23 protein-coding genes are annotated in these 26,225 nt (G+C 67.3%); 21 read left to right on the top strand and 2 right to left on the bottom strand.

Annotation, left to right across the window (positions count from 1 at the left end; all coding sequences use genetic code 11):
* Positions 1 to 109 precede the first annotated feature (109 nt).
* The 20 genes from AC5RVD_RS10405 to tuf all read left to right on the top strand — a co-directional run bounded on the left by AC5RVD_RS10405 (position 110) and on the right by tuf (position 23,332).
* The gene (locus tag AC5RVD_RS10405) at positions 110 to 4,000 is read left to right on the top strand and encodes a DNA-directed RNA polymerase subunit beta' (protein ID WP_494113018.1); all 3,891 of its coding nucleotides are present in this window, start codon (positions 110 to 112) and stop codon (positions 3,998 to 4,000) included.
* Between the two features lie 240 nt (positions 4,001 to 4,240).
* Positions 4,241 to 4,996 carry an IclR family transcriptional regulator gene (locus tag AC5RVD_RS10400; protein ID WP_494113019.1) on the top strand — a complete coding sequence of 252 codons (756 nt, stop codon included), beginning with the start codon at positions 4,241 to 4,243 and terminating at the stop codon, positions 4,994 to 4,996.
* A gap of 179 nt (positions 4,997 to 5,175) precedes the next feature.
* Entirely contained in the window at positions 5,176 to 6,363 is a 1,188-nt protein-coding gene (locus AC5RVD_RS10395; protein WP_494126872.1) for a 4-hydroxybenzoate 3-monooxygenase, read from the top strand.
* Positions 6,364 to 6,432: 69 nt separating this feature from the next.
* On the top strand, positions 6,433 to 7,278 hold the full coding sequence (gene pcaH / locus AC5RVD_RS10390; RefSeq protein ID WP_494113021.1) for a protocatechuate 3,4-dioxygenase subunit beta: 846 nt from the start codon (positions 6,433 to 6,435) through the stop codon (positions 7,276 to 7,278).
* A complete protein-coding gene (pcaG, locus tag AC5RVD_RS10385) occupies positions 7,278 to 7,850 on the top strand; it encodes a protocatechuate 3,4-dioxygenase subunit alpha (RefSeq protein WP_494123071.1) in 573 nt (190 codons plus the stop codon). The genes pcaH and pcaG overlap by 1 nt, the downstream gene beginning before the upstream one ends.
* 6 nt (positions 7,851 to 7,856) lie before the next feature.
* Positions 7,857 to 9,287, top strand: coding sequence for a lyase family protein (locus tag AC5RVD_RS10380; protein ID WP_494126871.1), 1,431 nt, complete (start codon positions 7,857 to 7,859; stop codon positions 9,285 to 9,287).
* Entirely contained in the window at positions 9,284 to 10,078 is a 795-nt protein-coding gene (locus AC5RVD_RS10375) for an alpha/beta fold hydrolase (RefSeq protein WP_494126870.1), read from the top strand. The genes AC5RVD_RS10380 and AC5RVD_RS10375 overlap by 4 nt, the downstream gene beginning before the upstream one ends.
* A gap of 44 nt (positions 10,079 to 10,122) precedes the next feature.
* Positions 10,123 to 10,551 (top strand): 4-carboxymuconolactone decarboxylase, encoded by a 429-nt coding sequence (gene pcaC, locus AC5RVD_RS10370; protein WP_493989366.1) that lies wholly within the window; start codon positions 10,123 to 10,125, stop codon positions 10,549 to 10,551.
* A 203-nt stretch (positions 10,552 to 10,754) separates the two neighbouring features.
* The gene (locus AC5RVD_RS10365) at positions 10,755 to 11,966 is read left to right on the top strand and encodes a thiolase family protein (RefSeq protein WP_494126869.1); all 1,212 of its coding nucleotides are present in this window, start codon (positions 10,755 to 10,757) and stop codon (positions 11,964 to 11,966) included.
* Positions 11,967 to 11,978: 12 nt separating this feature from the next.
* Positions 11,979 to 12,668 carry a 3-oxoacid CoA-transferase subunit A gene (locus AC5RVD_RS10360; RefSeq protein WP_494113026.1) on the top strand — a complete coding sequence of 230 codons (690 nt, stop codon included), beginning with the start codon at positions 11,979 to 11,981 and terminating at the stop codon, positions 12,666 to 12,668.
* On the top strand, positions 12,665 to 13,309 hold the full coding sequence (locus AC5RVD_RS10355) for a 3-oxoacid CoA-transferase subunit B (protein ID WP_494113027.1): 645 nt from the start codon (positions 12,665 to 12,667) through the stop codon (positions 13,307 to 13,309). Before AC5RVD_RS10360 ends, AC5RVD_RS10355 begins: the two co-directional genes overlap by 4 nt.
* A gap of 15 nt (positions 13,310 to 13,324) precedes the next feature.
* A complete protein-coding gene (locus AC5RVD_RS10350; protein ID WP_494113028.1) occupies positions 13,325 to 14,116 on the top strand; it encodes an IclR family transcriptional regulator domain-containing protein in 792 nt (263 codons plus the stop codon).
* A 63-nt stretch (positions 14,117 to 14,179) separates the two neighbouring features.
* Complete coding sequence (locus tag AC5RVD_RS10345; RefSeq protein ID WP_494126868.1) at positions 14,180 to 14,911, top strand: class E sortase; 732 nt, start codon at positions 14,180 to 14,182, stop codon at positions 14,909 to 14,911.
* 1 nt (position 14,912) lies between these two features.
* Positions 14,913 to 15,083, top strand: a complete 171-nt coding sequence (locus tag AC5RVD_RS10340) for a hypothetical protein (RefSeq protein WP_494113030.1) — start codon at positions 14,913 to 14,915, stop codon at positions 15,081 to 15,083.
* A gap of 202 nt (positions 15,084 to 15,285) precedes the next feature.
* Positions 15,286 to 16,413: an LPXTG cell wall anchor domain-containing protein gene (locus tag AC5RVD_RS10335; protein WP_494126867.1), complete on the top strand. Its 1,128-nt coding sequence runs from the start codon at positions 15,286 to 15,288 to the stop codon at positions 16,411 to 16,413.
* 80 nt (positions 16,414 to 16,493) lie between these two features.
* Positions 16,494 to 18,581 (top strand): acyltransferase family protein, encoded by a 2,088-nt coding sequence (locus tag AC5RVD_RS10330; protein WP_494126866.1) that lies wholly within the window; start codon positions 16,494 to 16,496, stop codon positions 18,579 to 18,581.
* A 297-nt stretch (positions 18,582 to 18,878) separates the two neighbouring features.
* On the top strand, positions 18,879 to 19,253 hold the full coding sequence (rpsL, locus tag AC5RVD_RS10325) for a 30S ribosomal protein S12 (RefSeq protein ID WP_127511055.1): 375 nt from the start codon (positions 18,879 to 18,881) through the stop codon (positions 19,251 to 19,253).
* 1 nt (position 19,254) lies between these two features.
* Complete coding sequence (gene rpsG / locus AC5RVD_RS10320; protein WP_127511056.1) at positions 19,255 to 19,725, top strand: 30S ribosomal protein S7; 471 nt, start codon at positions 19,255 to 19,257, stop codon at positions 19,723 to 19,725.
* A 64-nt stretch (positions 19,726 to 19,789) separates the two neighbouring features.
* Complete coding sequence (gene fusA, locus AC5RVD_RS10315; RefSeq protein ID WP_494113033.1) at positions 19,790 to 21,904, top strand: elongation factor G; 2,115 nt, start codon at positions 19,790 to 19,792, stop codon at positions 21,902 to 21,904.
* Between the two features lie 237 nt (positions 21,905 to 22,141).
* The gene (gene tuf, locus AC5RVD_RS10310; RefSeq protein ID WP_493940539.1) at positions 22,142 to 23,332 is read left to right on the top strand and encodes an elongation factor Tu; all 1,191 of its coding nucleotides are present in this window, start codon (positions 22,142 to 22,144) and stop codon (positions 23,330 to 23,332) included.
* A 189-nt stretch (positions 23,333 to 23,521) separates the two neighbouring features.
* Here the strand turns inward: tuf and AC5RVD_RS10305 are convergent, their stop codons facing one another.
* Positions 23,522 to 23,902 carry a VOC family protein gene (locus AC5RVD_RS10305; RefSeq protein ID WP_494113034.1) on the bottom strand — a complete coding sequence of 127 codons (381 nt, stop codon included), beginning with the start codon at positions 23,900 to 23,902 and terminating at the stop codon, positions 23,522 to 23,524.
* Between the two features lie 117 nt (positions 23,903 to 24,019).
* Between AC5RVD_RS10305 and AC5RVD_RS10300 the strand changes: the two genes are divergently transcribed.
* Positions 24,020 to 24,154, top strand: a complete 135-nt coding sequence (locus AC5RVD_RS10300) for a hypothetical protein (protein ID WP_494113035.1) — start codon at positions 24,020 to 24,022, stop codon at positions 24,152 to 24,154.
* 38 nt (positions 24,155 to 24,192) lie between these two features.
* Here the strand turns inward: AC5RVD_RS10300 and AC5RVD_RS10295 are convergent, their stop codons facing one another.
* A complete protein-coding gene (locus tag AC5RVD_RS10295; protein WP_494113036.1) occupies positions 24,193 to 25,704 on the bottom strand; it encodes a glycoside hydrolase family 1 protein in 1,512 nt (503 codons plus the stop codon).
* Positions 25,705 to 26,225 lie beyond the last annotated feature (521 nt).

The raw sequence follows: 26,225 nt of genomic DNA, 5'->3' as shown, positions 1-26,225 counted from the left end.
CGGCCGGCCGCAGGTGCCTTCCGCACCGCGGCCGGCCCGCCGCACGGCGTCCTCTTTCCGTAACCCGACAGACTTTCAGATTTAGAGAACAAGAGAGAACAGGGACCATATGTCCAGCGAATCCTCCTTCGGCCTCATGCGCATCGGCCTTGCCACCGCGGACGACATCCGCGACTGGAGCTACGGCGAGGTCAAGAAGCCGGAAACCATCAACTACCGCACCCTGAAGCCTGAGAAGGACGGCCTCTTCTGCGAGAAGATCTTCGGACCTTCCCGCGACTGGGAGTGCTACTGCGGCAAGTACAAGCGGGTGCGCTTCAAGGGCATCATCTGTGAGCGCTGCGGCGTCGAGGTCACCCGTGCCAAGGTCCGCCGCGAGCGGATGGGCCACATCGAGCTGGCCGCCCCGGTCACCCACATCTGGTACTTCAAGGGTGTCCCCTCCCGCCTGGGCTACCTGCTCGACCTGGCGCCGAAGGACCTGGAGAAGGTCATCTACTTCGCCGCCTACATGATCACCAGCGTGGACGAGCAGCGCCGCCACGAGGAACTGCCCAACCTGCAGGCCGAGCACGACCTGGAGAAGAAGCAGCTGGCCGATACCCGCGATTCCGACATCGCGGCGATCGCCAAGGACCTCGAGGACGAGCTGACCCGCCTGGAGGGCGAGGGCGCCAAGGCCGCCGAGAAGAAGAAGGCCCGCGACTCCGCCGACCGCCAGATGGCCAACGTGCGCAAGCGTGCCGACGCCGAGATCGAGCGCCTCGACATGGTCTGGGACCGCTTCAAGAACCTCAAGGTCGCCGACCTCGAGGGCGACGAGGGGCTGTACCGCGAGCTGCGCGACCGCTACGGCCTCTACTTCGAAGGCGCCATGGGTGCCGAAGCCATCAAGAACCGCCTTGAGAACTTCGACATGGCCGCCGAGGCCGAGTCCCTGCGCGACATCATCAAGAACGGCAAGGGCCAGCGCAAGACCCGCGCCCTGAAGCGGTTGAAGGTGGTCAACGCTTTCCTGACCACCACCAACTCGCCGCTGGGCATGGTGCTGGACGCCGTCCCGGTGATCCCGCCGGAGCTTCGCCCGATGGTCCAGCTGGACGGCGGCCGCTTTGCGACCTCCGACCTGAACGACCTGTACCGCCGCGTGATCAACCGCAACAACCGCCTGAAGCGGCTGCTCGACCTGGGCGCGCCGGAAATCATCGTCAACAACGAAAAGCGGATGCTGCAGGAAGCAGTGGACTCGCTGTTCGACAACGGCCGCCGCGGCCGCCCGGTCACCGGACCGGGCAACCGTCCGCTGAAGTCGCTGTCCGACATGCTCAAGGGCAAGCAGGGCCGCTTCCGGCAGAACCTGCTGGGCAAGCGCGTTGACTACTCCGGCCGTTCCGTGATCGTTGTCGGCCCGCAGCTGAAGCTGCACCAGTGCGGCCTGCCCAAGCAGATGGCGCTGGAGCTGTTCAAGCCGTTCGTGATGAAGCGCCTGGTGGACCTGAACCACGCGCAGAACATCAAGAGCGCCAAGCGGATGGTGGAGCGCTTCCGCCCGCAGGTGTGGGACGTGCTCGAAGAGATCATCACCGAACACCCGGTGCTGCTCAACCGTGCACCAACCCTGCACCGCCTGGGCATCCAGGCGTTCGAGCCGCAGCTGGTGGAAGGCAAGGCGCTGCAGCTTCACCCGCTGGTCTGCGCCGCGTTCAACGCCGACTTCGACGGCGACCAGATGGCTGTGCACCTGCCGCTGAGCCCCGAGGCCCAGGCCGAGGCGCGCATCCTGATGCTCTCCTCGAACAACATCCTCAAGCCGTCGGACGGCCGTCCGGTGACCCTGCCCTCCCAGGACATGATCATCGGCCTGCACCACCTGACCACCAAGCGCGAAGGCGGAACCGGCGAAGGCCGCGTCTTCGCCAGCCCGGCGGAGGCCATCATGGCCCACGACGCCGGCGAGCTGCACCTGAACTCCGTGGTCAAGATCCGCGTGCCCGGCTTCGTGCCCAGCGCGGACCAGCCGGCACCGGAGGACTGGGAAGAGGGCCAGGAAGCGCTGATCGAAACCTCGCTCGGCCAGGTCATCTTCAACGACACCTTGCCCGATGACTACCCCTGGGTGGCACGCGTGGCGGACAAGGGCCAGCTCTCGGCGATCGTGAACGATCTGGCCGAGCGCTACCCGAAGGTCGTCACCGCGGCGACGCTGGACAACCTCAAGGACGCCGGGTTCTACTGGGCGACCCGTTCCGGTGTGACCGTGGCGATCTCCGACATCGCCGCGCCCGCCGAAAAGGCCGCCATCATGGAGGGCTACGAGACCCAGGCCGCCCGCGTCGAGTCCCAGTACAACAAGGGCCTGATTGCCGACGACGAGCGGCGCCAGGAACTGATCGACATCTGGAACAAGGCGACCAACGAGGTTGCCGACGCGATGCGGAAGAACCTGACCAAGGAGAACACCATCAACCGCATGGTGTCCTCCGGTGCCCGTGGCAACTGGCTGCAGGTCCGCCAGATCGCAGGTATCCGCGGCCTGGTGGCCAACCCGAAGGGCGAGATCATCCCGCGTCCGATCAAGTCCTCCTACCGTGAGGGCCTGTCGGTGCTGGAGTACTTCATCGCCACGCACGGTGCCCGTAAGGGCCTGGCCGACACCGCGCTGCGTACCGCCAACTCGGGTTACCTGACCCGCCGTCTGGTGGACGTGTCGCAGGACGTGATCGTGCGCGAGATGGACTGCGGCACCGAGCGTGGCCTGAACACGATCATCGCCGAGGCCGACCACAACGGTGAACTGCGCCGGGCGGAGGAAGTGGAGAACTCCGCTTACGCCCGTACGCTGGCCACCGACGTGGTGAACTCCGAGGGCACCGTGGTGGCGCCGGGCGGCTCCGACGTCGGCGACGTGCTGATCCAGGAACTGATCGACGCCGGGATCACCGAGATCAAGGTGCGCTCCGTGCTCACCTGTGAGTCGGCCGTCGGTACCTGTGCGCTGTGCTACGGCCGGTCGCTGGCCACCGGCAAGACCGTGGACATCGGCGAGGCCGTGGGCATCATTGCCGCACAGTCGATCGGTGAGCCCGGTACCCAGCTGACCATGCGTACCTTCCACACCGGTGGTGTGGCCTCCGCGGAAGACATCACCCAGGGTCTGCCCCGTATCCAGGAGCTCTTCGAAGCCCGTACCCCCAAGGGTGTCGCGCCGATGGCCGAAGTGGCCGGACGCGTGTCCATCGAGGACGGCGAGCGCCAGATGCGCGTCATCGTCACCCCCGATGACGGCTCGGAAGAGATCGCCTACCCGGTGCTGCGCCGTGCACGCCTGCTGGTCGAAGACGGCCAGCACGTGGACGTCGGCCAGCAGCTCGTCACCGGCGCCAAGGACCCGAAGCAGGTGCTGCGTATCCTCGGCCCGCGCCAGGCGCAGAAGTTCCTGGTGGACGAGGTCCAGAGCGTGTACCGCAGCCAGGGTGTTGGCATCCACGACAAGCACGTGGAAGTCATCGTCCGCCAGATGCTGCGCCGCATCACGGTGATCGAGTCCGGCGAGACCGACCTGCTGCCGGGCGAGCTGGCCGAGCGGAGCCGCTTCCAGGCGGAGAACCGCAAGGCGGTGTCCGAGGGCAAGCAGCCGGCCAACGGCCGTGACGAGCTGATGGGCATCACCAAGGCCTCGCTCGCCACCGAGTCGTGGCTGTCGGCCGCGTCCTTCCAGGAGACCACCCGCGTCCTGACGCAGGCGGCCATGGAAGGCAAGTCCGACCCGCTGCTGGGCCTGAAGGAGAACGTCATCATCGGTAAGCTGATCCCGGCCGGCACCGGCCTGGACCGGTACACCCAGGTGTCGGTGGAGCCCACGGAGGAAGCGAAGGCCAACCTGTTCACCGGCCCGAGCGCCTTCGGCGACTTCGACTACGCCGGCGCCGATGGTTCGCTGACGCCCGAGTTCCACGCCATCCCGCTGGATGACTACGACCTGGGCAGCGACTACCGCTAGCCAATAGGGTGCTGCGGCCCCCGCACCCCACCGGTGCGGGGCGCCAGCGCCTTGGCGTAAAGCACAAAACCGCCTCCTGCTCCCCGATTCCGGGGCAGCGGGAGGCGGTTTTTTGCGTCTGTCACCGGGTGGGAGGAGACGGGAGCGCAACGCCCCGGAGGCTCCCGTCTGCTGCCCCACATGAATGCGCACTCGACCCCGTGGCGCCGGCGGACGAGGCACACGTGAGATTCTAGGGGCATGGCCAATTCCCCGTCCGGTGACTCGATGCTGGACCGGCTGGTGCGCATCTTGTCTGCGTTCGAGCCGGACAAGCCGGCGATGAACGTCGCCACGCTCTCCCGCCGGGCGGATGTGCCGCTGGCTACGACCTACCGGCTGGTGGAGGAACTGTCCCGCCACGGTCTGCTGACGAAGGAAGGCCCCGGCGAGATCCGGCTGGGGCTTCGCCTGTGGGAGCTGGCCAACCGGAGTTCGCCGGCCGTCGACCTGCGGCAGGCCGCCATGCCGTTCATGGAGGACATCCAGTCCGTGGTGCGCCAACACACCCAGCTGGCGGTGCTGCGCGATGACGAAGTCCTGGTGATCGAGCGGCTCTCCAGCCGCGGCTCGGTGGTGAACCAGGCCCAGATAGCCGGCCGCATGCCGGTGCACCGGACCTCGATGGGAATGGTGCTGCTGGCCTACTCACCCAACCACGTCCAGGAGTCCTACCTGACCCGGCACCCGGAGGCCGTGACATCGGCTGACCCGGTGTCCTTTGACCTGCGCCGGCACCTGGCCGACATCCGCAAGCGGGGCTACGCCGCGTTCGACGGGCGCATCGACGTGGACACCACCGGCATTGCCGTCCCCGTGCCCGGTCCGGCCGCCCGCCCGTTGGCTGCCCTCGGCGTGGTGGTGCCGCTGGGCTTCGAGAACTTCCACGCCGTGGTCCCGGCGCTGATGACTGCGGCACGCGGCATCTCGCGCGCCATGGGCGTGGCGCTGCCGTGACCGAGACGGCGGGCGGCGCACGGCATCTCCGCCCTGGGCGTGGCGCTGCCGCGAGCGGAGCGGCGGCAACCACCGCCGTCGTAATTCTCATTCAATAAGAACGCCTGGGCGGAACGCGTGTCGCGGGGCTCACACTGGAGGAAGACATGGCTTCCTCTTTGACTCCAGGAGACTCACCTATGGCGCAAGCGCAGATCATCAAGACCAAGGTTGGAATCGTCGGCGGGGGACCGGCCGGCCTGATGCTCAGCCACCTGCTGGCCCAGCAGGGAATCGACAACCTCGTGGTGGAATCCCGTGACCACGACACCATCCACAACACCCACCGGGCCGGCATCCTGGAGGCGGGCTCGGTCAAGATGCTCACCGACACCGGCGTCGATGGCCGGGTGCTGACCGAGGGCGACGAGCACGCCGGCATCGATCTGCGCTTCAACGGCGAATCGCATCCCCTGGACTTCAAGGACCTGGTGGACGCCACCGTGACGTTGTACGCGCAGAACGAGGTCTTCCTGGACCTGGCCGCTGCCCGCCGGCGCGACGGCGGCGACGTGCGCTACGAGGCTCAGGTCACCGAGGTGCTGGACCTGGAGACCACCACGCCCAAGTTCCGGTTCACGGACAAGGACGGCGCCGCCTTCGAGGTGCACTGCGACATCCTGGTTGGAGCCGATGGCTCCCGCAGCTTCTGCCGCCGCGCGGTGAAGGGGGAGCAGGACTACAAGATCGAGTATCCGTTCGCGTGGTTCGGGATCCTGACCGAGGCCCCGAAGAGCGCCCCGGAACTGATCTACGCGAACTCGCCGCACGGCTTCGCGCTGATCTCGCAGCGCAGCGAGAGGGTCCAGCGCATGTACTTCCAGTGCGATCCGGCCGAGAACGTGGACGACTGGAGCGACGACCGGATCTGGGCGGAACTGCAGAAGCGGGTCGACGGACCGGACGGCTTCCAGCTGAAGCAGGGACCGATCTTCGACAAGACCGTGCTGGCCTTCCGCTCCTTCGTGCGGGAACCGCTGTCCCACGGGCGCATGTTCCTGGCCGGCGACGCCGGACACACGGTGCCGCCCACCGGCGCCAAGGGCCTGAACCTGGCCTTCGCGGACGTCAAGGTGCTCTTCGAGGCCATCGACTCGTTCTACTCCACCGGCAGCGACGCCCTGCTGGAGGGCTACTCCGACCTGGCGCTGGAGCGGGTCTGGAAGGCGCAGAACTTCTCCTACTGGATGACCAGCATGCTGCACACCCGCGAGGATGCCTCGCCGTTCGAGACCAAGCGCGCGCTGGGCGAACTGGCCACCGTGACCGGTTCCCGCTTCGGGCAGCAGTACCTGGCCGAGTCCTACACGGGTTGGCCGCACAAGTAGCCGCTGCGCCCGCACCACACCGGGCGCAAACCCTTAACCCATCCACAGCCACAACGGAAAGGAGTCCCGATGAGCGACGCTAAAGCTCAGGACGAGGCTTTCGAGGACGAGACGTTTGACGACAGCCACCTGCTGGATCCCGCCGCCACCGCGGATTCGCAGGAGAAGATCAGCCAGGAAATCGCCGACAGCCACGAGGCGTACCGCAAGGGCGTGGAGGCCGGGGGCGCCGAGGAAACGCAGCCGCGCATCGACTTTGCGCCGTACCGCTCCTCGCTGCTGCGCCACCCCACCAAGGACCTGCACCACGCGGACCCGGAGACCATCGAGCTGTGGAGCCCGGCCTTCGGCGAGCGGGACGTGCACATCCTGGAGTCGGACCTGACCATCCAGCACAACGGCGAGCCGCTCGGCGAGCGGATCGTGGTGCAGGGCCGTGTCCTGGACGGCGACGGCCGCCCGGTGCGCAACCAGCTGGTGGAAGTCTGGCAGGCCAACGCCGCCGGACGTTACGTGCACAAGCGCGACCAGCACCCGGCCCCGATCGACCCGAACTTCACCGGCGTGGGCCGCTGCATCACCGGGCCCAACGGCGAGTACAAGTTCACCACCATCAAGCCGGCTCCGTACCCGTGGAAGAACCACCACAACGCCTGGCGCCCGGCCCACATCCACTTCTCGCTGTTCGGTACGGACTTCACCCAGCGCATGATCACCCAGATGTACTTCCCGGGCGACCCGCTGTTCCCCCTGGATCCGATCTACCAGTCGATCACCGACCCGGCGGCCCGCGACCGCCTGGTCGCCACCTACGACCACTCGATCACCAGCCACGAGTGGAACACCGGCTACCGCTGGGACATCGTCCTTTCCGGCAGCAACCGCACATGGATGGAAGAAGGCGAGGAGCACTGATGAGCGAGTCCACCACCAAACTGGTGCCCACCCCGGGCCAGACCATCGGCCCGTTCTACGGCTTCGCGCTGCCCTACGAGAAGGACAGCCAGCTGGTCCACCGCGCGCACGCCGGAGCCATCCGGCTGCACGGCGTGGTCTACGACGGCAACGGCGCCGTGATCCCCGACTCCATGCTGGAGATCTGGCAGGCCGACGAGCACGGCAAGATCTCCCGCGAAACCGGGTCCCTGGTCCGCGACAACCACACCTTCACCGGCTTCGGCCGGGTGGCCGTGGACAACGTGGGCCACTACACCTTCACCACGGTCAACCCGGGTGCCACCGAGCCGGGCAAGGCCCCGTTCATCTCCATGGTGGTCTTCGCCCGCGGCCTGCTGAACCGGCTGTTCACCCGGATCTACCTGCCGGAGGACACCGAGGCGCTGGCCAACGATCCGCTGCTGTCCTCGCTGCCGGAAGAGCGGCGGAACACGCTCATCGCCGAGCGCGAGCCGAACGGCGACCTCCGCTTCGACATCCGGCTGCAGGGCGAAGGCGAGACCGTCTTCCTGAGCTACCCGGGGATTTAGGAACACATGAACCCAGCGGACCACGCTGATTTCGGGCTGCTGTCCCCGGCTTCGGCTGGGACAGCAGCGTCCCGTTTAACCAGCGACTACCAATTCATCCAAGCCATGCTCGACGTCGAGCTCGAATGGACCCGCGTGCTGGCCGACGCGGGCAGGGTGCCGGCGGAGGCCGTCCCGGCCGTCGAGCAGGCCGCGCATGCGGACCTCTACGACGCCGCGGGGCTGGCCGAGCGGGCACAGGGCGGCGGCAATCCGGTCATCCCGCTGCTGGCCGACCTGCGGGCGGAGATCAAAAAGCACGACCCGGCTTCCGTCCCGGCGATCCACCAGGGCGCCACCAGCCAGGACATCCTGGACAGCGCCCTGATGCTGATGGCCCGCCGCGCGCTGGCCGGAATCGTCACCGACCTCAAGTCAGCCGCCGCGGGCCTCGGACGGTTGGCGGACGAACACCGCGCCACCGTCACCGTGGCCCGCACGCTCACCCAGCATTCGCTGCCGTCGACGTTCGGGCTCAAGGCCGCCAACTGGCTCTCCGGCGTGGCCCAGGCCGGTATCCGGTTGGAGCAGGTGGCCGGCGGACTGCCGCTGCAGTGGGGCGGTGCGGCCGGCACCATGGCCGCGCTCACCGACCTGGCCAACCGGCCCGCCAACCCTCCGGCGGAGGGCACCGGGCAGGACGACGACGCGCTCGCCCTGGCGGCCCGCCTCGCCGGGCGGCTGGGGCTGGCCGATCCGGTGGCGCCGTGGCAGACCAACCGACTGCCGGTCACTTCGCTGGCCGCCGCGCTGGCCGACGTGCTGGCGGCCGCCGGAAAGGTCGCCAACGACGTGCTGCTGCTGAGCCGGCCCGAGCTCGGCGAGGTCTCCGAGCCCGCCGCAGACGGCCGCGGCGGCTCCTCGGCCATGCCGCAGAAACAGAATCCGGTGCTGTCCGTGCTGATCCGCAGCGCCGCCCTCGCCGCTCCCGGACACCTGGCCCAGGTCCAGGCCGCGGCGGCCGGGGCCATCGACGAGCGGCCGGACGGTTCCTGGCACGTGGAGTGGCAGGCGCTGCGCCAGCTGCTCCGGCTGGCCGGCGGGGCGGCGGCCAAGCTGGCCGAACTCTCCGACGGGCTGGTGGTCCGCCCGGAGACGATGCGCCGGAACCTGCAGATCACCGGCGAGCTGGTGGTCAGCGAACGCGTCATGGCCACGGTGGCGCCGATGCTGGACGGCGGGACCCCCGGCGCCGGCAAGTCCAAGGTCCAGAGCCTGGTCAACCAGTCGCTCGCCGGCCAGGGCAGCCTGGCGCAACTGCTGCGCGAAGCTGTGCCGGGCGAGGTCCTGTCCGACCCGGCGCTGGCCGAACTGCTGGATCCGGCCGGGTACACCGGCCAAAGCAGCGAACTGATCGACCGAATCACATCCCACTACGCAGAATGGAGCCATTCGTGACCGTTCCCGAAATCACCCCCACCCTGCTGTCCGAGGGCAAAGGCAGGCCGGTGCTGCTGGCCGGCGCGGGACTGGGCACCGGCGCCAAGGCGCTCTGGTCCGACGCCGTGGAGCACCTGCAGGACTTCCAGGTAGTGGGCGTTGACCTGCCCGGCCACGGGGCCAGCCCCGCCTCGACCGGACCGTTCACCATGGCCGAACTGGCCCAAGGAGTCGTGGCGATGCTCGACAAGCTGCGCGAAGCCGGCGACATCGACGCCGCGGCCAAGGTGTACTTCGCCGGCGTCTCGTTGGCCGGTGAACTGGCCCTGCAGCTGGGCCTGGACTACCCGGACCGCTTCGCCGGCCTGGGCGTGGTGTGCTCCGGCGCCAAGATCGGCGAGCCGGAGGCGTGGCTGGAGCGCGCGGAAACCGTGCGCACCGCGGGCACGCCCACGATGGTGACCGGCTCGGCGCAGCGCTGGTTCGCGCCGGGCTTCATCGAGAAGCACCCCGAGCGCACTACCCGGCTGCTGCACACCCTGCAGAACGCCGACCGCTTCGCCTACGCCCACGCCTGCGAGGCCCTGGCCGGCTTCGACGTCCGCGAACGGCTCGGTGAAATAGGCACCCCGGTGATCGCCATCGCCGGGGCGGTGGACCAGGTGTGCCCGCCCGGGTTCGCCGAAGCAGTGGCCGCCGGCGTGCAGAAGGGGAGCTCCGCCGTCGTCGACGGGGTGGCCCACCAGGCACCCGCCGAAGCACCGGGGGAAACCGCGGCGCTGCTGCGAGATTTCTTCCTGGCCGCCTGAACGGCAGCCGGACCCATGACTGAACTACCCAAGGAGTACACGCCGTGAGCGACAACCGCACCTTCGATCCTGCCAAGACACAGCAGGAGGTCTACGACGAGGGCATGGCGGTGCGCCGGCAGGTCCTCGGCGATGCCCACGTGGACCGCGCGAACAGCTCGATCGATGAGTTCACCCAGGACTTCCAGGAACTGATCACCCGTTACGCCTGGGGGACCATCTGGACCCGGGAGGGGCTGCCCCGCACCACGCGCAGCGCCATCACGCTGACCGCCATGATCGCCAGGAATCACTGGGAGGAATTCGCCATGCATGTCCGGGCGGCGCTGACTAACGGCATGACCCGGGACGAGATCAAGGAAGTGGTGCTGCAGTCGGCCATCTACTGCGGCGTTCCGGACGCCAACGTCGCGTTCAAGGTGGCCAAGGGCGTCTTTGCCAGCCTTGACGAGGATCACAAGGGCTCGATATAGTTCATATGACGTACATGCGTTCGTAAAGCGAACACCCTCGGCAAAGACCGGATGCCGCCCCCGCGGCGGTCCCGTGCCGAACGGCAAGTTCCTGCGCGGACCCCCGTGTCGACGGAGCGGTCCGGTCCAGCCTGAGCGCTGGACCGGACCGTTTGCTGTAACCGAAAAGCGCACGCCCCAAGTGCGCCACGAAGGAGCCTCGAATGAACCAGGCATATTTGTATGACGCCGTCCGCACCCCCTTCGGCAAGTTCGGCGGTGCGCTGGCAGGTGTCCGACCGGACGACCTGGCGGCCGAAGTCGTCAAGGCGGAAGTTTCCCGGGCCCCCGGCCTGGACCCGGAGCGCATCGACGAGGTGATCTTCGGCAACGCCAACGGCGCCGGCGAAGAGAACCGGAACGTCGCGCGGATGGCCACGCTGCTGGCGGGCCTGCCCACCTCCATCCCGGGCACCACCGTGAACCGGCTGTGCGGCTCCAGCCTGGACGCCGCGATCATCGCCTCCCGGCAGATCAACGCCGGCGAAGGCGACCTGGTGCTGATCGGCGGCGTCGAGTCGATGAGCCGGGCGCCGTGGGTGCTGCCAAAGACCGAGAAGCCCTACCCGGCCGGCAACATGACGCTGGCGTCCACCACGCTGGGCTGGCGCCTGGTGAACAAGAAGATGCCCCAGGAATGGACCGTCTCCCTGGGCGAGGCCACCGAACAGCTGCGCGAGCGTCACGGCATCACCCGCGAACGGCAGGACGAGTTCGCCGCCGCCTCGCACCGGCTGGCCGACGAGGCCTGGAACGCGGGCAGGTACGACTCGATGGTGGTGCAGGTTCCGGGCACCGACCTGGCCCGCGACGAGTCCATCCGCCCCACCAGCACCGTTGACGTCCTGGCCGGGCTGAAGACCGTCTTCCGGCCGGTGGGCGACGGCCCCGAGGGCGGCACGGTCACGGCCGGCAACGCTTCGCCGCTGAACGACGGCGCTTCCGCGGCCTGGCTGGGCAGCGAGGCCGCCGCCGGGCTGCTGGGTACCGAGCCGCTGGCCCGGATCGCCGGCCGCGGCACGTCCGCCCTGGACCCGCAGTTCTTCGGGTTCGCGCCGGTGGAGGCCGCCAACCAGGCCGTCAAGCGGGCCGGGATCAACTGGTCCGATGTCGCCGCCGTCGAGCTTAATGAGGCATTCGCCGCGCAGTCCCTGGCCTGCATCGACAACTGGGACATCGACCCGGCGATCGTGAACGCCTGGGGCGGTGCCGTGGCCATCGGCCACCCGCTGGGCGCCTCGGGGATCCGCATCCTCGGCACGCTGGCCCGCCGCCTGCAGGAATCGGGCGACCGCTGGGGCGTGGCCGCCATCTGCATCGGCGTCGGCCAGGGCCTCGCCGTCGTGCTGGAAAACGTCAACTCAACCAAGAACTAAGGAGGTAAGCGAGTGGCTACATTCGCTGCTACTGCCCAGGACGCCGTGGCCGGCATCCAGGACGGCGCCACCGTGCTGATCGGCGGCTTCGGCAACGCCGGCCAGCCGATGGAGCTGATCGACGCGCTCATGGACTGCGGCGCCACCGACCTGACCGTGGTGAACAACAACGCCGGGCAGGCGGACGCCGGCCTGGCGCTGCTGATCAAGGAGCGCAGGGTCAAGAAGATCATCTGCTCCTTCCCGCGCCAGTCCGACTCCTGGCACTTCGACACCGCCTACCGCGCCGGCGAGATCGAACTGGAGCTGGTGCCGCAGGGCAACCTGGCCGAACGTATCCGCGCCGCCGGCGCCGGGATCGGCGGCTTCTTCACGCCCACGGGCTACGGCACCATGCTGGCCGAAGGCAAGGAAACCCGCATGATCGACGGCAAGGGCTACGTGCTCGAGACCCCGATCCACGGCGACGTCGCGCTGATCAAGGCGCTGACCTCCGACAAGAAGGGCAACCTGGTCTACCGCAAGACCGCCCGCAACTTCGGACCGATCATGGCCGCCGCCGCCAAGAAGAGCATCGTCCAGGTCTCCGGCATCGTGGAGACCGGCCAACTGGATCCCGAGGTCATCGTGACTCCGGGCATCTACGTGGACACCGTCGTCGAAATTGCGCCGCAGGTCGCAGAGGGAGAGGCAAACCAGTGAGCGAGAAACTCAGCCGCGAAGACCTGGCCAAGCTTGTGGCCCAAGACATCAAGCCCGGTTCCTTCGTCAACCTCGGCATCGGCCAGCCGACGTCCGTCTCCAATTACCTGACCGCGGAGCAGGACATCACCCTGCACACGGAGAACGGCATGCTGGGCATGGGCCCGGAGGCGCAGGGCGACGAGATCGACCAGGACCTGATCAACGCGGGCAAGGTCCCGGTCACCGAGGTGCCGGGGGCTTCCTACTTCCACCACGCCGACTCCTTCGCCATGATGCGCGGCGGCCACCTGGACGTCTGCGTGCTCGGCGCGTTCCAGGTCTCCGCCACCGGCGACCTGGCGAACTGGCATACCGGCGCACCCGATGCCATCCCCGCCGTTGGCGGTGCGATGGACCTGGCGACCGGGGCCAAGGATGTCTACGTGATGATGTCCCTGTTCACCAAGGACGGCAAGCCGAAGCTGGTTCCGGAATGCACCTACCCGCTCACGGGCGTGGGCTGCGTCACCCGCATATACACTAATGACGCGGTCTTCCTGATTACGGAGGAAGGCGTGCGCGTGCGCGAAACGTTCGGAACCACGCTTGAAGAACTGCAGTCCAAGATGGACATCAAGCTGCTTCCGCCCACCGAGTAACTGCAAAAAGGAACCATGACCGAGACCAAGACGCCGGGCGACCAGTTCGTCCAGTCGCTGGCCCGCGGATTGACCGTGATCAGGGCCTTCGACGCCGACAACGTCACCATGACGCTCAGCGAGGTCTCCAAGAGGACCGGCCTGACCCGTGCCACGGCGCGGAGGTTCCTGCACACCCTGGTCGACCTGGGCTATGTGCGCACGGACGGCCGTGTCTTCGAACTCACCGCCCTGGTGCTCCAGCTGGGGTATTCCTACCTCGCCGGGCAGAGTCTGCCCCAGCTGGTGCAGCCATTGCTGGAGGAGCTTTCCGCGGAGCTGCATGAATCCACCTCCGCGTCGATTCTCGACGGCGATGAGATCGTCTACATCGCCCGCATCCATACCCGGCGGATCATGACCGTGGGCATCATGGTGGGCACACGCTTCCCCGCCTACGCGACGTCGATGGGCCGCGTGCTGCTCGCCGGCCTGCCCGCCGGCCAGCTGGAGGACTATCTGGCCTCCGCCGACCTGAAGCCGCTGACGTCACGGACCATCGCCGACCCGGACAAGCTCCGGGCGGAGCTGGACAAGGTGCGGCGCCAAGGATGGGCCCTGGTGGACCAGGAGCTGGAGATCGGGCTGCGCTCCGTGGCGGTGCCGGTGCTGCATCCGGACGGTTCCGTGGCAGCCGCGTTGAACATGTCCATGCAGGCATCGCTGGCAGACGGCACCCGGGACGTGGACGCCGTGGTCGCGGAAGCCCTGCCGAAGCTCCAGGCCGCCGCCGCCAAGATCACCGACGCACTGCGCGCCCAGCAGTAGGCCCGCCCGGGCGTTGGCCACGCCGCCACCAGGAATCCAGTTCCCCCAGGGAGGATCGCTTATATGGGAACACGCAGAACCGCCGGTCCGCTCCGAACTGCCGCCGGCCTGGCGGGCGAACTGCTCGTGACCATCGGGGGTATCCTCCTCCTCTACGTCATCTGGCAGCTGTGGTGGACCAACGTGGACGCCCAGGCGGCGCAGCAGGGCGCAGTCACCACCCTGTCCCGGCAGTTCGCAGGTCCCACCGAGCCAGCCGCTGCCGCGGACTTCGGGCCGCCGCAGCCAGGCGAGCCGCCCGGGGACGGGGAGACCTTCGGCATCGTCTACATCCCGCGCTTCGGCGAGGACTTCTCCGTGCCGGTCTCCGGGGGAGTGGGTCCCGAAGTCCTCGATTCGCTGGGCCTGGGCATGTACGCCGGGGCAGCGATGCCGGGGGAGGTCGGGAACTTCGCGGTGGCCGGCCACCGGCAGACGTACGGCAAGGTCCTGGACAGAATCGATGCGCTCCGGCCCGGGGACCGCATCCATGTGCGTACTGCCGACGGGTACTTCAGCTACGTCTTCGAGGAATACACCATCGTGACGCCGGACCGGACAGACGTGTTGCTGCCCGTACCGGAACAACCCGGGGCCGAACCGGTCAGAGCGATGATGACGCTGACAACCTGTCATCCGAGGTTCGGCGACAAGGAGCGTTACATCGCCTACGCCGCGCTGGACTCCTGGCGCCCCGCCGACACCGGACCGCCCCCCGACATCGCCGGCCTGGTCGCCGCGCAGGCAGGAGCCTGAGGTGTACGCCTGGATCTTCCGGAACCTGCCGGGCCCGCTCGCCGTGCGGATTATGCTGTCTCTGTTGCTGCTGGCGGCGGCCGTCCTGGTGCTCTTGGAGTTCGTCTTTCCTTGGATCAGTTCCCTCGGGCTGCTGGAGGGCGAGGCAACACTCAGCCCGGGACCGGGATAAGACGGGCTTGGGTCGGACGGGGCGGGACCATGGCGGTTCCCGGCGGAACCCGTACACGACGTGTCGGTTAGCAGAATGTGTCCTGGATCATTTATATTTCTGCCAGGGCCGGTAGACGCCGGCCGACGCAGGGCGCCTAAGCAATCGGATCGGCGCGATATCCGCCCTGCCAAGACAGCCGAGTTGGGGACAGGACATTCACGTGACATCACGACTGCGCGCTGCGCTGCTCACCGGCACCGTTGCCGCCGCTCTCGCCCTGGGCAGCGTTCCCGCCCACGCTGGCACCCAGGATCCGGCCGGCCAGCAGGCCCCGATCCCCGGTGACATCGCGCCCGCGGCGCCCGGCCCGGACGCGGTTGCCGTCGGGACGGTTGTGTCCGAAGCTGCCGCGAGCGCGCCGGTTGAAGAAACTGCCGTTGCCGAGCCGGTTCAGACGGAGCCGGAAGAGGCCCTGGCTGACGCCGTGGTTACCATGCTGGTCGAGGCCCCCGCAGCGGATAACGACGGCGCACCGTCGGACGGCGCCGACGGCACCGCCGGGGCCGCGGGGGCCGCGGGCCCGATCGATGCCGGCGCAGGTGACGAAGCGGCGGCCTCCGCGGAAGATGCCTCGGCCGAGGAATCAGCTCGGACATCGGCCTCGGAAACCATGCCCGATACTCCCGCCGCCGATACTCCCGCCGCCGAGCCGGCTGCCCCGGCAGCGGAGCCGGCCACGGAGGTTGCGCCCGCACCCGTCGCTCCTCCAACGACGAAACCCGTTCTGGTCGAGCCCATAGTGGTGGGCGGACGCACCCTGACCCACAGCGACTTCAACATCCCGGATGACATCGCCGCCGCGGACGAAGAGACCGTCATGCGCTGGATGGAGGAGAACATCGACCTCGTGCTCGAGTCCGAGGGCATGCAGTACCTGGTGGACCTCATGCTGGACTACCTGATGGCGGGCGACCTGGACGGCCTGGCCGCCATGATCCGCGAAATGAGCGCCTCCGATCCCGCTGCGGGGGAGGAACTCATCCTGTGGATGTACGAGATGTTCGAAGGCATCGGAGAATGGCCCGGCGACTTCGGCGAGTGGCCGGTTGTCGACGAGCCCGCATCGGGTCAACCGGCCAAGGAAACAGTCGTCAGCCCGGCCAGCCCGATCGTGGCTCCGGCCGCGCTGCCCCTGCCGGCAGCACAGTCGGACGTGCCGCCGGTGACCGTCCCGGCCAGTGCACTGGCAGAAACCGGTGCCGCCGGCACCGTCTGGCTGGCCGCGGGTGGAATGGGCCTGTTGCTGCTAGGCTCCGCCCTCATCTTCTGGCGGCGCCGAAGCGCCTGAGGTAGCCGTCCCGGTCCTGCCCCCGGACGTTCACCCCGCCGCCAACTGTCGTTGGCCTTGGCATGGATGAATGTCCTGCGATGGATCCTGAGACACAGCGGCGGAAATTCCTGCCCGAAATCCAAGCCCTGCGCGCCCTTGCGGTGCTGTTGGTGGTGGCCTACCACCTGGAGCCGCGCTGGCTGCCCGGCGGATTCGTCGGAGTGGACGTCTTCTTCGTCATCTCCGGCTTCCTGATCACCGGCCACATGCTCCGCGAGGCGGCGGCCACCGGCACGCTGTCCCTGCGATCATTCTGGGCGGCCCGCATCCGGCGCATCCTGCCCGCGGCGCTGCTGACCATCGCCGTCGTACTGGCGGCAACGCTGGCGCTGCTGCCCATGAGCCAGTGGGAGCGCATCGGGGGCCAGGCGCTGGCCTCCACCCTTTATGTCCAAAACTGGGTCCTGGCCGCCGGATCGGTCGACTACCTGGCGGCGACCGAGACGCCGACACCGCTTCAGCACTTCTGGTCCCTGGCCGTCGAGGAACAGTTCTATCTGCTGTGGCCGCTGCTGGTCTTGCTGGCCGTCTTCGCGGTGCGCCGCAGGCGGCAGGGCCGCCCGGTAACGGCGCGTCGCCCGGGGGAAGAGGTGGCACGGACGGCCGCCGCGATCTTCGCCGTCGTCGTCGCAGCGTCGCTGGCGTACGGCATCTGGGCTACCGCCGGCGGCAGCCCGGCCGCCTACTTCATCACCCCCACCCGGATATGGGAGCTTGGGCTGGGCGGGCTGCTGGCCGCCCTGCACCAGGACCCGCGGCGCTGGCCCTACTTGCGCAGCATCCTGGCGGCAGCCGGACTGACCGCCATCGTGGCCTCGGCGTTCCTCTTCAACGGCAGCACGCCGTTCCCCGGGGCGGCGGCGCTGCTGCCGGTGCTGGGCACCCTCGCCGTCATCGCTGCCGGACGGACCAGCGGCCCGCTGTCCCTGCACCGCCTGGTGGACTGGCGGCCTGTCCAATGGACGGGGAACGTCTCCTACTCGCTCTACCTCTGGCACTGGCCCCTGATCGTGTTTTTCACGACCCTGGCCGATGAAGAACCCGGGCCGGCCACGAGCCCGCTGCTGCTGGCCTGTTCCTTTGGCCTGGCCGCCCTGAGCTATTACTTCGTGGAAACACCGGTGCGCCGCTTTGGCTGGTTCAGCGCCAGCGCCTGGCGGCCGCTCGCCGCCGGTGCCGCGGCCACCGCGCTGGTCGGCACGCTGGCCTTCGTGCCGGCCAACCAGCAGGATCGGATCCTGGCCCAACGCGCTGAGGCGACGTCCGCGCTGCTGGCGGCCCCGCCGCCGGGCTTCGGGGTTGCCTCGATGTCGGAGGAGGGCCACCGCGCCTTCGCCACCGAGACACCGTTGGTGGTCCCGGATCCCGCCCGGGCCGGAGCCGACCAGTCCGGCCTCGGCGATTGCGCCGTCAAGTCGATGGCGACCGAGACCAAGGAATGCACCTTCGGGGACCCGGAGGGTGACTTCACCCTGGCGCTGGTGGGTGACTCGCACGCGGGCCACTGGTTCAAGGCCCTGGAGCCTGTTGCCCGGGAACGGGGGTGGCGCCTGCTCACGTATATCCATAATTCCTGCCCGTTTAGCGCGGAGCAGCGCAAGCTGGAAGCCAAGGGGGAATCCGTCTGCCAGGGGCCCAACGAACAGACCATGGAACGGCTGACGTCCCGCGGCGACGTGGACGCGGTCCTCACCTCGTACTATGCGGAGTCTTCCTTCGTCGACTCCGGCACGGGACAGCGGCCCGGCGCGGCGGGCTTCGCCGAGTACTGGAACGAGCTAGCCGACGCCGGCGTCGACGTGTACGCGTTGAAGGACACGCCCCGCCCGCGTGAGGGCGCCATCGCCCGGGACTGCGTGGCGGTGAACTACGAGGACCCGGCCGAATGCGGCCAGCCCCGGAGCGACGGGCTCGACGGGAAGGACCTCACCGAAGATGCCGCCAGGCTGGCGCCGCGGACGCAGGTCATCGACATGTCGGCACACTTCTGTGACCGTGAGACCTGCCCCGCGGTGATCGGCAACGTCTTGGTGTACCGGGACCTCAATCATGTCTCGGGCACCTACATGAAGACGCTGGCCAAGCCGCTGGAAGCCGCCCTGCTGCTGGCCATGGAACGGTCATGACGCCGCGGACAGGCCGCTGTGCAGCGGCCGGGCAGCCGCCGGGCCACCCCGTCGTCCGCGGCCCGCATTCTCTGATAGACTTTTCTTCGATTGTTTTTGTGTGGCAGTGGATGAAGGCCGTTCCGTATAAAACCGGGATGGGGCCTGTTTCCGGTCCGCGGGGTTCTTGCGCGGAGAATGCCACACTTTTGCACGCCTACGGTCGCTTCAATTCGGCAGCGGGTGCGAAGACGACCGACAGTGCCTGGCCCTGCAAGTGAGGCGGGGCAAAGCCCGAGAAAAACGGAGAACACGAAAGTGCCTACGATTAACCAGCTGGTCCGCAAGGGCCGCTCACCCAAGGTCAATAAGACCAAGGCGCCTGCCCTCAAGGGCAGCCCGATGAAGCGCGGCGTTTGCACCCGCGTTTACACCACCACCCCGAAGAAGCCGAACTCTGCGCTCCGCAAGGTAGCCCGCGTCAAGCTCGCCGGCGGCATCGAAGTGACTGCCTACATCCCCGGTGTAGGCCACAACCTGCAGGAACACTCCATCGTGCTGGTGCGCGGCGGCCGTGTGAAGGACCTGCCCGGTGTCCGCTACAAGATCGTCCGCGGCGCCCTCGACACCCAGGGTGTCAAGAACCGCAAGCAGGCTCGCAGCCGCTACGGCGCGAAGATGGAGAAGAAGTAATATGCCTCGCAAGGGTCCGGCCCCCAAGCGGCCGCTAGTTGTAGATCCCGTCCACGGTTCCCCGTTGGTGACCCAGCTGATCAACAAGGTTCTTGTTGACGGCAAGAAGTCCACCGCAGAGCGCATCGTTTACGGCGCCCTCGACGGTGTGAAGGCCAAGTCCGGCGGCGACCCCGTTGCCGCCCTGAAGAAAGCCATGGACAACGTCCGCCCGACCCTGGAGGTCCGCTCCCGCCGCGTCGGCGGCGCCACCTACCAGGTTCCGGTTGAGGTCAAGCCGGGCCGTGCCACGGCCCTGGCCCTGCGCTGGCTGGTCGGCTACTCGAAGGCCCGCCGCGAGAAGACGATGACCGAGCGTCTCATGAACGAGATTCTGGATGCGTCGAACGGTCTCGGTGCCGCTGTGAAGCGTCGCGAAGACACCCACAAGATGGCCGAGTCCAACAAGGCCTTCGCCCACTACCGCTGGTAAAGAGCAGGTACGACGACGGCGCTAACCGCCGTCGTCGTACCCCTCACCTACAAAGGGAGACATTGTGGCACTGGACGTGCTAACCGACCTTACGAAGGTCCGCAATATCGGCATCATGGCCCACATCGATGCCGGCAAGACCACCACTACGGAACGCATCCTGTTCTACACGGGTGTGAACCACAAGCTCGGCGAAACTCACGACGGTGCGTCGACGACCGACTGGATGGAACAGGAAAAGGAACGCGGCATCACCATCACCTCCGCCGCGGTGACCTGCTTCTGGAACCAGAACCAGATCAACATCATCGACACCCCGGGCCACGTGGACTTCACGGTGGAGGTTGAGCGTTCGCTGCGCGTCCTCGACGGTGCTGTCGCTGTCTTCGACGGCAAGGAAGGCGTGGAGCCGCAGTCCGAGACTGTGTGGCGCCAGGCCGACAAGTACGAGGTTCCCCGCATCTGCTTCGTCAACAAGATGGACAAGCTGGGCGCCGACTTCTACTTCACGGTGGACACCATCATCAAGCGCCTCGGCGCCAAGCCGCTGGTCATGCAGCTGCCGATCGGTTCCGAGAACGACTTCATCGGCGTCGTCGACCTGCTGACCATGAAGGCCATGGTCTGGGAGGGTGACGCCAAGGGCGACGTTTCCATGGGTGCTGCCTACGAGACCCGGGAGATCCCCGAGGATCTGCAGGCCAAGGCCGAGGAATACCGCGCGCAGCTGGTGGAAGCCGTTGCCGAGGCTTCCGAGGAACTCATGGAGAAGTACCTCGAAGGCGAAGAGATCTCCATCGACGAGCTGAAGGCCGGCATCCGCAAGATGGTCGTCAACTCGGAGATCTACCCGGTCTTCTGTGGTTCTGCCTTCAAGAACCGCGGGGTGCAGCCGATGCTGGACGCCGTCATCGATTACCTGCCGTCCCCGGTCGACGTTCCGTCGATGATCGGGCACGACCCCAAGAACGAGGAAATCGAGCTGACCCGCAAGCCGAACGAGGACGAGCCGTTCTCGGCCCTGGCGTTCAAGGTTGCGGCGCACCCGTTCTTCGGCCAGCTGACCTTCATCCGGGTGTACTCGGGCAAGGCCACCTCCGGAACCCAGCTGCTGAACTCCACCAAGGGCAAGAAGGAGCGCATCGGCAAGCTGTTCCAGATGCACGCCAACAAGGAGAACCCGGTGGATGAGGTGCACGCAGGCCACATCTACGCGGTGATCGGCCTGAAGGACACCACCACCGGCGACACCCTGTGCGCCGTCGACGCCCCGATCGTCCTCGAGTCGATGTCCTTCCCGGAGCCGGTGATCTTCGTGGCCATCGAGCCGAAGACCAAGGGCGACCAGGAGAAGCTTTCCACGGCTATCCAGAAGCTCTCCGCCGAGGACCCGACGTTCACCGTTTCGCTGAACGAAGAGACCGGCCAGACCGAAATCGGCGGCATGGGCGAGCTGCACCTGGACATCCTGGTGGACCGCATGCGCCGCGAGTTCAAGGTCGAGGCCAACGTGGGCAAGCCCCAGGTTGCCTACCGTGAAACCATCAAGAAGGCTGTCGAGAAGGTCGACTTCACCCACAAGAAGCAGACGGGTGGATCCGGCCAGTTCGCGAAGGTCCAGGTTTCCTTCGAGCCGCTGGACACCACCGACGGCACCTTCTACGAGTTCGAGAACAAGGTCACCGGCGGCCGTATTCCGCGCGAATACATCCCCTCGGTCGACGCTGGCATCCAGGATGCCATGCAGCTCGGCATCCTGGCCGGCTACCCGCTGGTCGGCGTCAAGGCCATCCTGCTCGACGGCGCATACCACGACGTCGACTCTTCGGAAATGGCCTTCAAGATCGCTGGTTCCCAGGTCTTCAAGGAAGGCGCACGCCGCGCCAACCCGGTCCTGCTCGAGCCGCTGATGGCCGTCGAAGTACGTACCCCTGAGGAATACATGGGCGACGTGATCGGCGACCTGAACTCCCGCCGTGGACAGATCCAGTCCATGGAGGACGCTAGCGGCGTGAAGGTTGTGCGCGCTAACGTTCCGCTTTCCGAGATGTTCGGCTACATCGGCGACCTGCGTTCCAAGACGCAGGGCCGCGCGGTGTACTCGATGCAGTTCGAAAGCTACTCTGAGGTCCCGAAGGCTGTCGCCGACGAGATCATCCAGAAGACGCGCGGCGAGTAAAACCAATGGTGGCGGGTCCTTATCCGTAGGGACCCGGCACCCCGTGCGGGCGGCCGGTCGGCTCACGCAGCCGGCCGCCCGCACAACCCACTGACGGAACCGCGCAAGTTTTTGCCGGTACCTGACGGAACCAGTAATTTCACCAAACACAAAAGCCCGAAGTAGACTTGTTCAAGTTTCGGCCGTGACAATCGCGTCCGAAGAGCAAATCTTCTCAACACGTTCTAGGAGGAACCCGTGGCGAAGGCAAAGTTCGAGCGGACTAAGCCGCACGTCAACATTGGCACCATCGGTCACGTTGACCACGGTAAGACCACGTTGACCGCTGCCATTTCCAAGGTGCTTGCTGACAAGTACCCCGATCTCAACGAGCAGCGTGACTTCGCAGCTATCGACTCTGCCCCGGAAGAGCGCCAGCGCGGTATCACCATCAACATCTCGCACGTCGAGTACCAGACCGAGAAGCGCCACTACGCACACGTGGACGCCCCCGGCCACGCTGACTACATCAAGAACATGATCACCGGTGCCGCCCAGATGGACGGCGCAATCCTGGTGGTTGCCGCGACTGACGGCCCGATGGCCCAGACCCGCGAGCACGTTCTGCTGGCCCGCCAGGTTGGCGTTCCGACGCTGCTGGTGGCCCTGAACAAGTCGGACATGGTTGAGGACGAGGAACTGCTCGACCTGGTCGAAATGGAAGTCCGTGAGCTGCTCAGCTCGCAGGAGTTCGACGGCGACAACGCACCGGTCATCCGCACTTCCGGCCTGAAGGCCCTGGAAGGCGACGCCCAGTGGGTCAAGTCTGTCGAGGACCTGATGGACGCCGTTGACGAGTACATCCCGGACCCGGTCCGCGACAAGGACAAGCCGTTCCTGATGCCGGTTGAAGACGTCTTCACCATCACCGGCCGCGGCACCGTGGTGACCGGCCGCGCCGAGCGCGGTACCCTCGCCATCAACTCCGAGGTCGAGATCGTCGGCATCCGTCCGGTGCAGAAGACCACCGTTACCGGTATCGAGATGTTCCACAAGCAGCTCGACGAAGCATGGGCAGGCGAGAACTGTGGCCTGCTGCTGCGCGGTATCAAGCGCGAAGACGTGGAGCGCGGCCAGGTTATTGTGAAGCCGGGTTCGATCACCCCGCACACCGACTTCGAGGCCAACGTCTACATCCTGTCCAAGGATGAAGGCGGCCGCCACAACCCGTTCTACTCGAACTACCGTCCGCAGTTCTACTTCCGCACCACCGACGTGACCGGCGTTATCACCCTGCCGGAAGGCACCGAAATGGTCATGCCGGGCGACAACACTGAGATGACCGTTGAGCTCATCCAGCCGATCGCCATGGAAGAGGGCCTCGGCTTCGCTATCCGTGAAGGCGGCCGCACCGTTGGTTCGGGCCGCGTCACCAAGATCACCAAGTAACTCTGTGATCTGCTGACCGGAGATTTCCGGTCGGAGGCAAGAGAACCCCCGCCGTCCCAGGACGGCGGGGGTTCTCTTCTCTCTTTTAACTTTCCGGGCCGAGGGCGAAGCCGATGGTCCCCTCAGCGGCGGTGGTGTACCTCCGGTGCGGCGGGCCGGGAAGCGCCGGCCGCCATGTTCCGGCCGGGTTCAGATGTTTTGGTGCAGGCAGAGGATGTTGCCCTCCGAGTCCGGGAACCAGGCGCAGCGCTGGTGGCCGGTGACCGCGATGTGGTTGACGGTTTTGAGGCCCGGCAGGTCGTAGTCCGCGAAGTCGACGCCGCGGCTGGCCAGTTCGGACATCTCGGTCTCCAAGTCGGCAACCTCGAAGCTGATCGAGGTGTGGTCCGACGTGTCGGCTTCCGGTCGGACGATGAGTTCTACCGCGGTGGAGCCGTCGCTGGAGAACAGGAACGAGTCCTCTCCGAGCGGGCCGGCGGGCTGCAAGCCGAGGGAATTTTGGTAGAACGCGCGCGCCCGGTCCATGTCCTTCACGGGCAGGACCGTCGTCATGGTGTGGGTGCTGAGCATGGTTGTCCGGCTTTCTGGGAGCGTCTGCGGTGGACACTCCCAGAATAGTCGTGGCCGCGGTCCCGGGGATTGGGGGACGACCACGAATTTTGACCGGCAACCAGTAGGATCGGAACCATGGAATGGCTGATCGTGTGGATCGTCCTGGGCCTGGTCGCCGCGGTGGTCGGAGCGGTGTCCTGGGGCAGGCGGTACTACCGCCATGAACTCGACCGTGCCCGCCGGATCCGGCGCGCCAACGGCGGGCGGTAGCCCAAGACGCCTGCGGCATCGAAGGCACCGGCGGGACGTCAGGCCTGACTCGGTGCGGCCACCGCCGTCGCCGATTGCCCGGACGCCGTGCCTGCGCCGGCACGACGACGCCGCGCTGCCACATCCTTCAGCCAGTGGAAGGAGGCCTTGCGGATCCGCTGCTGGGTGGCGAAGTCCACGTACACCAGGCCGAAGCGCTGGCTGTACCCTGCCGCCCATTCGAAGTTGTCCATCAGCGTCCAGACGTAGTAGCCGCGCAGGTCGATGCCGGCCGCGGGCCCGTCCGGTGCCGTCGCGGTGAGCGCGGCCTCCAGGTGCGTGGCCAAGTAGTCGATCCGCCGCACGTCGGCAACGGACGGCTCCTTGGTCAGCGCATCGCGGACCACCACATCCTTGAAGCTGGCGCCGCCCTCGGTGATGTAGACCGGCGGCAGGTTGGGGTAGCGCTCCGCCATTTGGGCCAAGGCAACCTGCAGGTAGTCGGGTGCCACCGGCCAGCCGAATTCTGTCCGCTCATAACCCGGCCACGCGGCCAGATGGAACGGCAGGTCGCCGCCCTGCTCCCAGAGCAACTCGGGCAGGCCCTCGGGGATTGCCTCCGGACCGGTCAGCGGTCCCGGTCCGATGCCGATCCTGGTGGGGAAGTAGTAGTTCAGCCCGTAGAAATCCAGCGGCTGGCTCATTACCGCCAGGTCTTCGTCCGGAATTTCGCGCAGGTACTGGAGCGCGGGTTTGAGCACCGGGTTGATAGTCGGGTAGCGGCCCAGCAGGACGGGGTCCGAAAACATGCCGTTGTGCAGCACATCGAACAGTTCCACCAGCACATCGTGGGCCAGGCCTTCCTTGGCGCCGACCACGGGGGAGTAGACGTTGGTAATGCCGGCCTCGCCCGCGATCCCGCCGGCCCGCAGGGCCGAGAGGCTGAGCCCGTGCGCGAGGATGAGATGGTGCGCGGCGGGCAGGGCATCGAACAGCCCGGCCTGGCCGGGTGCATGGACCCCGAGGCCGTAGCCGTTGAGGGTGACGGTGGTCGGCTCGTTGATCGTCACCCAGCGGTCCACCCGGTCGCCGAACTTGTCCGCGGCGATGGCCGCGAAGTCGGCCAGCCGGTAGGCCGTGTCCCGGTTCAGCCAGCCACCCGCGTGCTCCAGCGGCAGCGGGGTGTCCCAGTGGTAGAGCGTGCACATCGGTGAGATGCCCCGCGCCAGCAGTTCATCCAGCAGGCGGTCGTAGAAATCGATGCCCTGCTGGTTGACCGGTCCCTGTCCGCCGGGCTGGATCCGCGGCCAGGACAGCGAGAACCGGTATGAGTCCACGCCGAGCTCCGCCATCAGCCCGACGTCCTCGGGCATCCGGTGGTAGTGGTCGCAGGCAGCATCCGCCGTCGCGCCGCCGGCAATCCGCCCGGGCTCATGCGAGAACGCGTCCCAGCCGGACGGTCCGCGCCCGTCTTCGGCCACGGCGCCCTCGATCTGGAACGCCGCCGTCGCCACGCCCAGGCTAAAGTCGGACGGGATCAATGCCGCCAGGCGCCCGCTGTCCATTGCCATTCGCTGTCGTCCTCCGTAAAACATGGTCCTCCCGCATTGCGGGGCCCGCTGGAGCGGGCTGGCACCAGCATCGCACTGCCGGCAGGTCCGCGCCATAGCGGCGCAGCCGCCGCGCGTCCGGATGAAGCCCGACAGCGGGGAGCAGCTGCCGACGGAGGGGTGCAGCTGCCGACGACGGCGGCGGGAACCTTCCGCCCGTCGGCGGGGTGCAGCGCCCGCGGCAGGGCCGCGGCTCCCTGGCTGATCCTTGCGTCCGAAGGCACGGGGCCGGGGGCCGATTCGCAATCAGGGCCAAAGTCTGCCACACTAGATGAGTTGTTCAAGCGCTTTTGCATGTCTTCGTGCGAAGCTGGGTCCCGCCCGGGATAATGCCCGGGGCAGGGTCAGGCTCCACAGATTTCAAAGCCCAAATATAACCCACCCTCCTTTTTGAGCGGGCGGAGTGCGCAGAATGTTCGCGACACGCCCGACCGCGGGGGTCGGAGCCTCAGCAGGGTGAGGAACCCGGATTCATCCGGATT

It is taken from the genome of Arthrobacter sp. THG-b23 (assembly GCF_059091265.1).
The sequence above is the reverse complement of the archived record's forward strand: the minus strand, read 5'-3'. Positions and strand labels throughout refer to the sequence as shown.

Excerpts from the sequence above, each read along its gene's own strand:
- AC5RVD_RS10365 (WP_494126869.1), top strand. The coding sequence starts at position 10,755 with ATGAACCAGGCATATTTGTATGACGCCGTCCGCACCCCCTTCGGCAAG.
- AC5RVD_RS10345 (WP_494126868.1), top strand. The coding sequence starts at position 14,180 with ATGGGAACACGCAGAACCGCCGGTCCGCTCCGAACTGCCGCCGGCCTG.
- AC5RVD_RS10305 (WP_494113034.1), bottom strand. The coding sequence starts at position 23,902 with ATGCTCAGCACCCACACCATGACGACGGTCCTGCCCGTGAAGGACATG.
- pcaH (WP_494113021.1), top strand. The coding sequence starts at position 6,433 with ATGAGCGACGCTAAAGCTCAGGACGAGGCTTTCGAGGACGAGACGTTT.
- pcaG (WP_494123071.1), top strand. The coding sequence starts at position 7,278 with ATGAGCGAGTCCACCACCAAACTGGTGCCCACCCCGGGCCAGACCATC.
- AC5RVD_RS10300 (WP_494113035.1), top strand. The coding sequence starts at position 24,020 with ATGGAATGGCTGATCGTGTGGATCGTCCTGGGCCTGGTCGCCGCGGTG.
- rpsG (WP_127511056.1), top strand. The coding sequence starts at position 19,255 with ATGCCTCGCAAGGGTCCGGCCCCCAAGCGGCCGCTAGTTGTAGATCCC.
- AC5RVD_RS10380 (WP_494126871.1), top strand. The coding sequence starts at position 7,857 with ATGAACCCAGCGGACCACGCTGATTTCGGGCTGCTGTCCCCGGCTTCG.
- AC5RVD_RS10330 (WP_494126866.1), top strand. The coding sequence starts at position 16,494 with ATGGATCCTGAGACACAGCGGCGGAAATTCCTGCCCGAAATCCAAGCC.
- AC5RVD_RS10295 (WP_494113036.1), bottom strand. The coding sequence starts at position 25,704 with ATGGCAATGGACAGCGGGCGCCTGGCGGCATTGATCCCGTCCGACTTT.
- AC5RVD_RS10400 (WP_494113019.1), top strand. The coding sequence starts at position 4,241 with ATGGCCAATTCCCCGTCCGGTGACTCGATGCTGGACCGGCTGGTGCGC.
- AC5RVD_RS10405 (WP_494113018.1), top strand. The coding sequence starts at position 110 with ATGTCCAGCGAATCCTCCTTCGGCCTCATGCGCATCGGCCTTGCCACC.
- AC5RVD_RS10350 (WP_494113028.1), top strand. The coding sequence starts at position 13,325 with ATGACCGAGACCAAGACGCCGGGCGACCAGTTCGTCCAGTCGCTGGCC.
- AC5RVD_RS10395 (WP_494126872.1), top strand. The coding sequence starts at position 5,176 with ATGGCGCAAGCGCAGATCATCAAGACCAAGGTTGGAATCGTCGGCGGG.